This window comes from Paenibacillus sp. J22P165, from assembly GCF_059692015.1.
The window spans coordinates 635,808-647,308 of record NZ_JCAUAP010000003.1 but is presented as its reverse complement, the minus strand read 5'-3'; the positions used below and the strand labels follow the sequence as shown (position 1 = coordinate 647,308).

At 47.0% G+C, this 11,501-nt stretch carries 10 protein-coding genes and 1 pseudogene; 9 read left to right on the top strand and 2 right to left on the bottom strand.

Annotated elements, in window-relative coordinates:
• Window positions 1-2,491 (top strand): collagen-like protein (locus AC58QM_RS10400; RefSeq protein ID WP_497283612.1); only part of this gene is annotated, 2,491 nt, incomplete at its 5' end.
• Window positions 2,492-3,201: 710 nt separating this feature from the next.
• Here AC58QM_RS10400 and AC58QM_RS10395 read toward each other — a convergent pair.
• Complete coding sequence (locus AC58QM_RS10395) at window positions 3,202-4,071, bottom strand: sugar phosphate isomerase/epimerase family protein (protein ID WP_497283640.1); 870 nt, start codon at window positions 4,069-4,071, stop codon at window positions 3,202-3,204.
• Between the two features lie 964 nt (window positions 4,072-5,035).
• Between AC58QM_RS10395 and AC58QM_RS10390 the strand changes: the two are divergent.
• A pseudogene (locus AC58QM_RS10390) lies at window positions 5,036-5,134 on the top strand (alpha/beta hydrolase); the annotation flags it as partial.
• Window positions 5,135-5,470: 336 nt separating this feature from the next.
• On the opposite strand, the gene AC58QM_RS10385 reads toward AC58QM_RS10390, so the two are convergent.
• A complete protein-coding gene (locus AC58QM_RS10385; protein ID WP_497283611.1) occupies window positions 5,471-6,076 on the bottom strand; it encodes a TetR/AcrR family transcriptional regulator in 606 nt (201 codons plus the stop codon).
• Between the two features lie 449 nt (window positions 6,077-6,525).
• Here AC58QM_RS10385 and AC58QM_RS10380 point away from each other — a divergent pair, with 449 nt between their 5' ends.
• The 7 genes from AC58QM_RS10380 (at window position 6,526) to AC58QM_RS10350 (ending at window position 11,271) form a co-directional block, all read left to right on the top strand.
• Window positions 6,526-7,338 (top strand): alpha/beta fold hydrolase, encoded by an 813-nt coding sequence (locus AC58QM_RS10380; RefSeq protein WP_497283609.1) that lies wholly within the window; start codon window positions 6,526-6,528, stop codon window positions 7,336-7,338.
• Between the two features lie 19 nt (window positions 7,339-7,357).
• Window positions 7,358-8,020 (top strand): DUF998 domain-containing protein, encoded by a 663-nt coding sequence (locus AC58QM_RS10375; RefSeq protein ID WP_497283608.1) that lies wholly within the window; start codon window positions 7,358-7,360, stop codon window positions 8,018-8,020.
• A 119-nt stretch (window positions 8,021-8,139) separates the two neighbouring features.
• The gene (locus tag AC58QM_RS10370; RefSeq protein WP_497283606.1) at window positions 8,140-8,574 is read left to right on the top strand and encodes a YciI family protein; all 435 of its coding nucleotides are present in this window, start codon (window positions 8,140-8,142) and stop codon (window positions 8,572-8,574) included.
• The gene (locus tag AC58QM_RS10365; RefSeq protein ID WP_497283604.1) at window positions 8,571-9,836 is read left to right on the top strand and encodes an RNA polymerase sigma factor; all 1,266 of its coding nucleotides are present in this window, start codon (window positions 8,571-8,573) and stop codon (window positions 9,834-9,836) included. The genes AC58QM_RS10370 and AC58QM_RS10365 overlap by 4 nt, the downstream gene beginning before the upstream one ends.
• Before the next feature lie 121 nt (window positions 9,837-9,957).
• On the top strand, window positions 9,958-10,392 hold the full coding sequence (locus tag AC58QM_RS10360) for a YciI family protein (RefSeq protein WP_497283603.1): 435 nt from the start codon (window positions 9,958-9,960) through the stop codon (window positions 10,390-10,392).
• A 68-nt stretch (window positions 10,393-10,460) separates the two neighbouring features.
• Window positions 10,461-10,889 (top strand): VOC family protein, encoded by a 429-nt coding sequence (locus AC58QM_RS10355; protein WP_497283602.1) that lies wholly within the window; start codon window positions 10,461-10,463, stop codon window positions 10,887-10,889.
• Between the two features lie 40 nt (window positions 10,890-10,929).
• Window positions 10,930-11,271, top strand: a complete 342-nt coding sequence (locus AC58QM_RS10350; RefSeq protein WP_497283600.1) for a DUF1801 domain-containing protein — start codon at window positions 10,930-10,932, stop codon at window positions 11,269-11,271.
• The last annotated feature ends 230 nt before the right edge of the window (window positions 11,272-11,501 follow it).

The window sequence follows — 11,501 nt, the reverse complement described above, 5'->3', positions numbered from 1 at the left end:
AATGGGATCTATTGGTGCAACTGGGGCAACAGGATCTACTGGTGCAACAGGGGTCACTGGTGCAACTGGAGAATCAGGAGGAGCGACAGGGAACACAGGTGCAACAGGTGCAACAGGTGCCACAGGTTCCACAGGTGTAACTGGAGCTACAGGAGCTACAGGTGCAACAGGAGCTACGGGGGTATCAGGAGCAACAGGATCTACTGGTGACACAGGCCCAATGGGATCTATTGGTGCAACTGGGGCAACAGGATCTACTGGTGCAACAGGGGTCACTGGTGCAACTGGAGAATCAGGAGGAGCGACAGGGAACACAGGTGCAACAGGTGCCACAGGCGTGACCGGAGCAACGGGTGCAACGGGTGTAACAGGAGCAGCGGGTGAAATGGGGGCCACAGGTGCAACAGGTGAAATTGGTGCAACGGGAGCAACAGGGGCAACGGGAGCAACAAGTGAAACTGGAGCAACGGGTGCAACTGGAGTCACAGGAGCAACCGGAGCAACGGGAGCAACGGGTGCAACCGGAGCAACGGGAGCAACGGGTGCAACAGGAGCAACAGGAGTAGCGGGGGCAACTGGAGCAACAGGAGTAACAGGAGCAACAGGAGCAACAGGTGAAATTGGTGCGACAGGAGCAACAGGAACAACGGGTGCAACAGGAGCAACGGGAGCAACGGGTGAAACAGGAGCAACGGGTGCAACGGGTGCAACAGGAGCAGCAGGGGACACGGGAGCAATGGGTGCAACAGGAGCAACGGGAGTAGCAGGAGCAACAGGAGCAACGGGAGCAACGGGTGTAACAGGAGCAACAGGAGCAACAGGAGCAACAGGAGCAACGGGAGCAACAGGAGAAACGGGTGCAACAGGGGACACGGGAGCAACAGGTGCAACAGGAGCAACGGGTGCAACGGGTGCAACGGGAGCAACGGGTGCAACAGGTGCAACAGGTGCAACGGGTGCAACGGGAGCAACGGGTGCAACAGGTGCAACAGGTGCAACGGGAGTAACAGGAGCAACAGGAGTAACGGGAGCAACGGGTGCAACAGGAGCAACAGGAGCAACAGGATCAACGGGAGCAGTAGGAGCAACAGGGGCAACGGGAGCAACGGGAGCAACAGGAGCAACGGGTGCAACAGGGGACACGGGAGCAACAGGAGCAACTGGAGCAACAGGAGTCACAGGAGCAACGGGAGCAACAGGAGCAACAGGAGTTATGGGTACAACTGGGGCCACAGGAGCAACGGGTGAAACTGGAGCAACGGGAGCAACGGGAGCCACAGGAGCAACAGGTGAAATTGGTGCAACGGGAGTAACGGGAGCAACAGGTACAACGGGAGCAACAGGAGCAACAGGAGCAACAGGTGCAACAGGTGCAACGGGAGGAACAGGTACAACGGGAGCAACGGGTGCAACGGGAGGAACAGGTACAACGGGAGCAACGGGAGCCACAGGAGCAACGGGAGTAACTGGGGCAACAGGAGCAACAGGAGCAACAGGTACAACGGGTACAACAGGAGCAACAGGTACAACGGGAGCAACGGGTGCAATAGGAGCAGCAGGTGAAACTGGAGCAACTGGTGCAACAGGAGCCACAGGAGCAACAGGAGCAACGGGAGCAACGGGAGCAACGGGAGGAACGGGAGGAACGGGAGCCACAGGAGCAACGGGAGCAACGGGAGCAACGGGAGCAACAGGAGCAACGGGTGCAACAGGGGACACGGGAGCAACAGGAGCAACGGGTGCAACAGGGGACACGGGAGCAACAGGGGCAACGGGAGCAACGGGAGCAACAGGAGCAACGGGTGCAACAGGGGACACGGGAGCAACAGGAGCAACAGGAGCAACGGGTGCAACAGGGGACACGGGAGCAACAGGAGCAACGGGTGCAACGGGTGCAACAGGAGCAACGGGTACAACAGGAGCAACAGGAGCAACAGGAGCAACAGGAGCAACGGGTGCAGCAGGAGCAACAGGAGCAACGGGTGCAGCAGGAGCAACAGGAGCAACGGGTGCAGCAGGAGCAACAGGAGCAACAGGTGAAATTGGTGCAACAGGAGCAACAGGGGCCACAGGAGGGTTCTTCGAGTTCGGGTACATTTTCAATTTAGGAGCTCAGACGGTTCCAATAGAGGCAGATGTTATATTTGATACAAATGGCATTATTGCATTAGGGATTACGCATACTCCCGGAACCTCTCAAATTGTAATTACCAGTTCTACTCCAGGTTTTTATGAGGTTACTTATTCCATTTCAGGAGTTGAGCCCAACCAATTCGCACTCTTTTTAAATAACGTTCTGGTTACGGGATCGGTATACGGTTCAGGTGCAGGCACCCAGCAAAACAATGGGCAGGCTATAATCGCATTAGTCGCTGGTGATGTTCTGACTCTACGAAATCATAGTTCAGCTGCCGCTGTCACCCTTCAGACTTTAGCTGGAGGGACACAAGCAAATGCAAACGCTTCTATTGTTATCAAAAAATTAAGTTAGTCTCTAATTTGATGGAGTAACCAAAAAGGTAATTGCTACCGTTCCAGTTGGGGATGAATCATGGGACTTTGAGAGCAAAATAGTTACACTGTGGTTAAAAATCTTGTCAAATTAACTGCTGCTATCTTTCTTTGTGCTTATTGCATCAAAATGCGGAAAATCTTCAACGTTCAGTTTCGAACTCGCAATTCTCATAGATAAATAAGCCGCTTAGTCGAATTAGACTATGCGGCCAACGTTTAAATAACGCCCCATTCTTTAGAGAACATTCACAAGATCCGTATTTAGGTTGAATTGGAAATGAAAACATCCATTTCAACTGATAACTTAAGTGTTTAGTTCAACAAGCGTGTCTTTGTAGATATGCTAATTTTTCTTCTAAGGCATCAAAGTGAATTTTAGATGTCATGGAAACTTTACAATAACCAACATTTATTATTTTGTCTTCTTTTGTAGTGAATCCTCTTGAGAAGACGATACCGAGTTTAGAATGTTTTTCGTGCGTTATGTTACACTTAAGACAATAATACATACGATTCCCTCCCTATTGCAATTGCTTCCCAATCTGATCATAGATCATGTGGAATCATATAGATATAGAATTTTCTGATAATTATTGAATTAATAAAAAAGATATCCAGCTGAATTAGTCGACCTCCGAAGACAATTCTTATTGCTTTCATAGATGAATTTCTCTTGTGTAGTTGCTATTAAATAGGGTTAGGGACAAAAGAACCGCCTCGGCAATTCTTCAGGTAATTCAAAGCATGTACCTGGCCCGTCATCTCTAATTCATCACGATATACGGGATCATGCCAGCCCTCAATGTCAATAGTATGATTGTAACCTGACTGGCGAAGGATTGAAATTATATCGGTCCAATTCGTATCTCCGAAACCTGGCGTTCGGTGCCATACAAATTCTTTAGGTCCGTTAATTCCATTTTCCTTGACGATGTCCCACGCGATTGTGGCATCCTTTCCATGTACATGGAACACTTTATGAGCCCACTTGCGTAGCTGAGGTAATGGATCAATCAACTGGGTCATCTGATGACAAGGTTCCCACTCTAGACCTAAATTTTCAAACGGAGTTACGTTAAACATTAACTCCCATGCCATTGGGTTATGTGCAATATTCCAATCTCCTTTGAGCCAGTTACCACCCATTGGACAGTTTTCAAAGGCGATTTTGACGCCATTCGCTTCAGCTCGGCGGGCTAACTCACCAAACACTTCCTTATATCTTGGGATAGAGTCGTGAATCGATTGATCGACCAAACGTCCTGTAAAACCTGTTATCGTGTCAGTACCAAAATAGTGGGCGTGATCAATCAGCCTTTCCCAACTAGCAAGCGTATCAGCATTTCCATCGTGCCCTGTTAAAGCGTTTCCAAAGATAGATAGACTGGAAATGACTGTTCCATACTCTTGCATCAATTCTTGCGTTTTTTTGGCAGTTTCCTTCAGATCTATTGTGCCCGTTGATTGCCAAAATGTAAGTTGAAAGCTTTCAAATCCGTGCTTTACAATTTGTGGTATAACCCTTATGGCATCTTGGCCACCTACAAGAGTACCGATTCAAATGTTTTGCAACATAGTTGCCTCCCTGTCGTAAAGCGAATATATAATTAATGATATCGAAACAATAAAAATTGATCTACACATGATCGTGTTGGAAAGTTGCACAATTTTGTTATTGCGTGGAGGGAAGAAACGGTGACGGCTAATCTTCTATCTAGGGTAACGTTTTCTCCATTAGATGAAGATGAGTATGCCTTATTTCTTCAAACAATTGATTCTTACTTGCTATTTTCAGGAAAATAATGAATTTTAAGACAAGTAATTGAAAAATACTAAAGAGATAATTATTAAAGCCACTAGATTGGCTTTTGATGAGGACCGACTTACAGATTGGCACATAATAAAAACTTGTAATTTGTTTGGTAGAAGAAAACAGAATTCTACGAATTTAGATTTTGTTATGCTAGACGATCGAGAGCTGCATACTTGGCAATATAGAAGAAAATCAAAAATGGAAAAATTCATTTAAGAGAATATAAAAAGTACTTAAACATTGACGTTAGTCATAGCTAAGTACTTTTTTTGTTTCTTAGGGGGTTATGCGCGGAATTTGGGGAGCGAAAACCTTATACATTTTATGCATAAATAATGTATAAGATCAACAGCGGTTTTTCGCACTAAATATGAAAAATGCCGCTTTTTAAACAGTGACTACCTTCTTTTTCTCAGTAAATATGAAATCAGCATTTGAAAAATCAACAACTATTAATCCATTTTTCTTAGGTATTATGACAACACACATTTATTAAAAAATGATAATGATGCGAGAAAAGTTATTCAAAACGATATGAAGCTGCAATCATTTCTGGAAAGTCCCCCTGATCCCATATTGGACTATACTGGATCGAATATATTGAGTGATATGATAGTTCAACACAATTTTATTGATTCAGTCTACTTTTAATGGCTAACGAGAAAGGTTTGTTGAATAAACATATTTAGAGAGGCTGCCGTTACGGTATTGCTAACCTTAGAGGGGACAGGACATGAACTTCACCATGAAGATTGGGATACCATCATAGAAGCGATCTCTAAGCACACCACTAGTCGTATCCGTTAATGAAGGAAGAAACAATGGCTTGCAAACAGCTGCTGGTAAAAAAGTAAAAAATGATCATAGTAACTACAGTGCAGTGTGCTCCAGCTTACTGGCTGGCGTAATGGAGGGTGGCCTTTGTTGAAAGGCTAATGCCATTGCGCTACGGCGAACGATAGTTCAATAAAACAGCGACAATCCAGGACTTTATTTTCACGTCCTATGTTGTCGCTGTTTCTATTTTGTCATCAGTTTACTACTTATTTTATGCAGTCTGACGGTTTTCTAATTCGAAAAGCAGCGTAGATCAACAACTCCAGCTAAAACTTTATTTTCTTCGCTCACTATTATCGATTTTGGTCAACTGCTGCTTTCTTCAGTAAAAATCTTTGCACTAATTCTTGTAAGAAAAGCCATCCATTTTTCTTGGAATTCTTTGTCGGTTGGAGACATTCCGGTAATCATTTTTGTTGCATCGGCGAAAACAAGTGGATAAGTGGTTAAACTAGCTATCGCTAAGGTCAACAAGGCAGGGTCCAAGTCTTCTGGAACCAGTCCAAATTCTTTCTTAGACCTTAAATCCTCAACGTAGGATTGAAGAACTTGCTTTCTTATTGCATTCCTGTGTTGGTTCTCAGGTTGATCTTCAAGCGCTTGCCAAGCCGTAAACCTTAGGAAATCCATTCGATATTCAATGTTTACTTTTAATCGATGCTCTGCCAAAAGCGCTGGATTAGTTGGTGTTTGCAAAGAAATTGGCTGATGTTGGGAATATAAGTTCTCCATCACCGCTTCAAAGAGCTCTTCTTTTCCCTTAAAGTAATGATATAACAATTGCTTCTTGACCTTTGCTCTCGCAGCAATAGATTCTATTCGAGTACCAGAGTACCCTTTTGAGAAAAATTCTCTTCTTGCTGCTTCCAGTATCTTTTTCCGCGTACGTTCCGCGTTTCGAATTTCGCCCAATGTTTCATCTCCATTTTGTGTAACGCTAATCAAACTATAAAAGTTAATTTTATTCGAGTCAAGTTAAGCTGTTTAATTATCAGTATTTAACTTGACAGTTGTAAAGTTGTAGTATAATAATAATTATGCACAACTTTACAAAAGGTAAGTAAAAAAAGAGATTGAAAATGAGATAAAAAGTATCAATGTGCGTAACTGTGGATGGCTTCAAGGATAATCTGGTTTGTAGCCATCCTTTCCTATCAACCGAAAAAAAGAACTAATCTCGTCCTATCTGGATGAAGCTGCAGTCACGACACCCCGCAAACCACGTCGAATGCCTGTCACACACTGGCTGTGGTCTCGATCCAAAAAAAAAATATAAAATAAACCTCAACCTGTCGATTTATTAGATTTCTAATCGTCGTCCATATAGAGACGAAATTCCAACAAAAAAAGGAGACTTTCCCATGCACACCTTCCTCTCAAAAGACGGCACCAAGATCGCTTATGACAAAATAGGCCGCGGACCGGCACTCATCCTGGTTGCGGGCGCGTTCAGCTACCGCACCTTTCCCGGCCAGGTGCAGTTGGCAAATATGTTGTCGCAAGACTTTACAGTGTACAACTATGATCGCCGCGGCAGAGGCGACAGCGGAGACACGCAGCCCTATAAAACAGAACGCGAGTATGAAGATCTCCAGGCCATGATTGATGAGGCCGGCGGCTCGGCATACGTGTGGGGATTGTCATCTGGGGCGGTTCTTGCCCTCCAAGCGGCAGCCATCGGAGCAAACATCACCAAGCTAGCTCTTCATGAGCCTCCGTTTGTGGTTGAGGACGCGGACCGCAAGCCGCCGAAAAATTTCGCCTCGCAGGTTGCTGAGCTGATTGCCGCAAATCGTCGGGAGGAGACTATCAAGTATTTTATGACTCAGGGCATGGGCGCTCCTTCATTCGTTGTCAGCTTGATGCGTATCATGCCAGGCGTGTGGTCCAATCTCATGACTGTTGCCCACACGCTCCCCTATGATGCGGCTTTGCTCGATGGATACATGGACGGTAAGCCGCTGAATGCCGAATTATGGCGTACGGTCACGATGCCAACGCTGGTACTCGAAGGCGTTGAGAGCCCGGTTGCACTGCGTCATAGCGCCAAGGCACTGGCAGGTGTGCTCCCTAACGCGAAGTTAAGGAGCAAAAAAGGACTTGGCCATACTAAGAAGCTCCATACAAAAATCATTTCATCGGAGCTGACATCATTCTTTAAGGACGAAAAATAAGAGAGAGGGATGATTCATTATGCAAACAGCAATAGTTTCAAAGATGAACGCTAGCACCATTAAGTTGCTTCTAGCCGGAGGGGTCGCTTCTGCACCGTTGTTCTTCGTGGCAGCCATTGTTCAAGTATTCACACGTGAGGGATTCGATATCAGGCGTCACGCCATCAGCACACTAACATTAGGTGATTTGGGTTGGATTCAAAGCGCGAACTTCATCATAACCGGATTGCTCGCTGTATTGGCGGCAATGGGAATACGCGGCATGATCCGAGGCGGCAAAGGCGGAACATGGGGTCCATTGCTCATCGGCACTTATGGAATCGGGATGATGATGGCAGGTCTATTCCGCCCGGACCCCGGTCTCAGCTTCCCCTCTGGAGCCCCTGCGGGCATGCCGACAACCATGAGCGTCCATGCAGCCATTCATTCTCTCGCATTCTTTACGGCCTTTATCTGCTTGATTGCAGCGTGCATCGTCTTGGCTCGCAGGTTTGCCGCCAAAAATGAGCACATGTGGAAAATCTACTGTATCATAACGGCTGTCATTGCCCCGTTGCTTATTGTTGCAGGAATGGGGATGGCTAGCTGGATTGGGGTAATCATGGGAATCGCGGGAATGGTTGCCTTCGGGTGGGTCTCTGCGCTAGCCGCAAGATTGCGCTCCGAAGCCTATAAGGTTTAAATTTTCCTTGTTAAGCACTCTATTTCTTCCAGTTTTTACTTGACGGGTTTAAGACGCTACTTCAGGATTAATCCATAACCATAAGAAGGCATCATTATAAAAAATAGGAGGTATATACAATGAGATTTATGATGATTGTGAAAGCAACAACAGATTCAGAGGCAGGGGCTAAACCTAGCCAGGAGCTTATTGAGGCTATGCAGAAGTATAACGAGGAATTGATAAAAGCCGGTGTCTTGCTTGCTGCCGATGGACTTCAGCCCAGCACAAGCGGGATTCGAATTTCCTATCCGGAACCGGGAAGCAAAGCAAAGGTAGTCGACGGTCCTTTTGCAGAGGCCAAGGAAATGATCGCTGGATATACGCTGATTGAAGTGAAATCCAGAGAAGAAGCTTTGGAGTGGGCTCTCCGCATGCCTGACCCCCATGGATTCGGACAGGGCGAGATTGAGCTCAGACAGGTATTCGAGATGGAAGAAATTATGTACAGCCCTGAATCGCTGGAGAAGGAAGCATCGCTTCGAGAGCAGATCCGGGAGCAGAAGCAGGCGTGAGCTTGTCCCACACACAGCGGGCTGTTGATGCCATCTGGCGAATGGAGTCGGCTAAGATTATCGCCAGGTTGACGCGAATGGTGCGGGACGTTGGCCTAGCGGAGGATCTTGCTCAGGATGCGCTAGTGATTGCGCTTGACCGATGGCCGGATAACGGTATTCCGGACAATCCGGGCGCATGGCTGATGACTGCAGCTAAGCGGCGCGCAATTGATCTAATGCGAAGGACTAAACTTCGTGACCAGAAGTATGTTGAGGTCGCGCACAGTATGGATTTAACTGCAATTGAAGACTTGAATCATACATTGGATGGGGAGATCGGTGACGATCTCCTTCGACTGATCTTCATGACCTGCCACCCCGTGCTGTCGCAGGATGCCAGGGTTGCCTTGACGCTTCGTCTGTTATGCGGGCTGACCACAGATGAGATTGCGAGGTCTTTCCTTATTGCCGAATCCACAATTTCCCAGCGCATTGTCCGGGCTAAGAAAACCCTTAGCGCAGAGAAGGTTTCCTTTGAGGCGCCAGCAGGTGAGGAGCTTAAAGGCCGGCTAACTGCCGTACTTGAGGTCATTTACCTGATGTACAATGAAGGATATTCGGCAACCTCCGGTGAACATTTGACCCGTCCGCTGCTCTGTCAAGAAGCATTGAGATTAGGGCGTGTCATTGCCGAGGTATCCCCTCATGAGCCGGAGGTTCACGGACTGGTCGCCTTGATGGAAATTCAATCATCGCGTTTAAAAGCCCGAGTTACTCCCAACGGAGAACCGGTTCTTCTCATGGATCAGAATCGCGGGCAGTGGGATCAGCTGCTGATCCGACGCGGCTTTGCGTCACTGGAGCGCAGCCGGAGGCTCGGACGGACGCTTGGACCATACTCACTGCAAGCATCAATCTCCGCTTGTCATGCGCAGGCGAGGACTGCAACTGAGACGGATTGGACTCGTATTGCCGCCCTTTACGAAGCGCTGTCCCGCGTATCGCCTTCGCCGATCGTAGAATTAAATCGTGCGGTTGCGATATCCATGGCGTTTGGCCCAGCCTTCGGACTGCAGCTTGTCGACGAGCTGAATGCCGAGCCTTCCTTAAAAGGATACCACTTGCTGCCGAGCGTTCGCGGCGATTTATTGGCCAAGCTGAGCCGGCATGATGAAGCCCGCGCAGAATTCGAACGCGCAGCTTCCATGACTAGGAATGAGCGTGAACGGTCGCTTTTAATGAACCGTGCTGCTGAATGCGAATCTAAACTTTTTAAATAATTAAATAATGTTCAGTCATCTTGTCGATTATACCGTTTCCCATCCGTCGTTATAGTAAGGGAAGAGATGCGGCAGCCCATACTGCCCACAAATCTTCTTCCTACATGGGAGGGAAACAATAATGAGATATATGCTGATCGTGAAGGCGACAGGATACACGGAGGCAGGAGTCAGACACAGCGCGGAGTATCTTGATGCAAGGATGGCTTACCGGAACACTTTGGCCGAGGCCGGCGCTCTTCTTGCTGCAGAGGAGCTTAAGCCAAGCTCAACCGGTATAAGAATATCGTATTCATCACATAACGGAGAGGCAAAGGTGGAGGCAGGCCCTTTTCCAATCAATCAAGAGCTCATTGCGGAATTTACTCTGATTGACGTGAAGACGGAGAACGAGGCGTTAGCTTGGGCGTATCGGATGCCCGTTCCTGCGGGTCGTGACGAGTGTCAGATCGAATTGCGGAGGCTCGAAGAGGATCCGTCTTCCTCACAGGATCCTAGAATACAGGCCATGAAAGCTGATTTGCAAGATCAACTCGACATGCTGAAAAAAATATAGAATTATTTTATTCCTCTGTCGATTTCACCTCTAGTCATACGTCGTATTTAATAGAAGGACAAAACACTATGGAAAGGTTGTTGAAAAGTATGGGAGCACAAGTAAACCCTTATCTAATGTCGGAGGATGCAAGAGCACAAGCCAAATTCTACACGGAATCACTCGGAGGGGAGATCCTGTCCGTCATGACACACGAACAAATGGGAGCACAACATGAGTTTAAGGACAAAGTTATGCATTTGAGCCTGGTTGTTGCCGGAGGAAATTCGCTATTGATGGCTGATTCACTTGAACCGTTTACGCAAGGACGAGGAATTTCATTAAGTGTGACGTACGAAACAGAATCCGAAGCCAATGAAGCCTTCACGAAGATAGCGATTGGCGGCAATGTGAGATACCCTCTTGAATTGCAGCCTTGGGGGCTGTTCTATGGAGAGCTTTCAGATCAATACGGAGTATCCTGGATGATAACTGCCCGGCCGAGTGCAGGTCAATAATAATTCAACCAGCTAACAGACTAAAAGGAGCTTGTGAGGAATGAGTCAGGAAGTAACCGATTATATCGAAGCATTAAAAGAACCGTGGCAGCAGCATCTGGTCGGTAATCTTCGTCAGGTTGTCCAGCAGGCCATACCGGATGCGCAGGAACGCATGCAATATAAGAAACCCCATTTTTTGAAAAACGGCAAATACGCCGCTGTCATCTCAACCTCGAAGGACGCGGTAAGCTTTACGATCTTTCAAGCCAGTGAGCTTTCGCTTCCGGATGGGTTGTTCGATGGTCCTCCGGAAAGAAAGACGTTGAAGCTGAAGCAAGGGCAGAATTTCGATTCTGAACTGCTGTCATCGCTAGTCAGCCAGGCATCGGCGATGCTCTAATCGCAGCGGCGTAGGGTGAGAGTCCTGAGATAAAAATGATATATTAAACATTAAACAAGCTTTAGGTAGAGGACAGGGTTTTGAAACTAATGACGGGATCTTAAATATCTTACTATAGCTAGCTGAAGCTGGTTTTACCGATATTCAGTCGTTTGAATATGATGCATAGCAGTATTTCCAAACTTGAGGATTTGCTCTTCTTTTTGAAATTTACTCCTGTTATCCCTAAC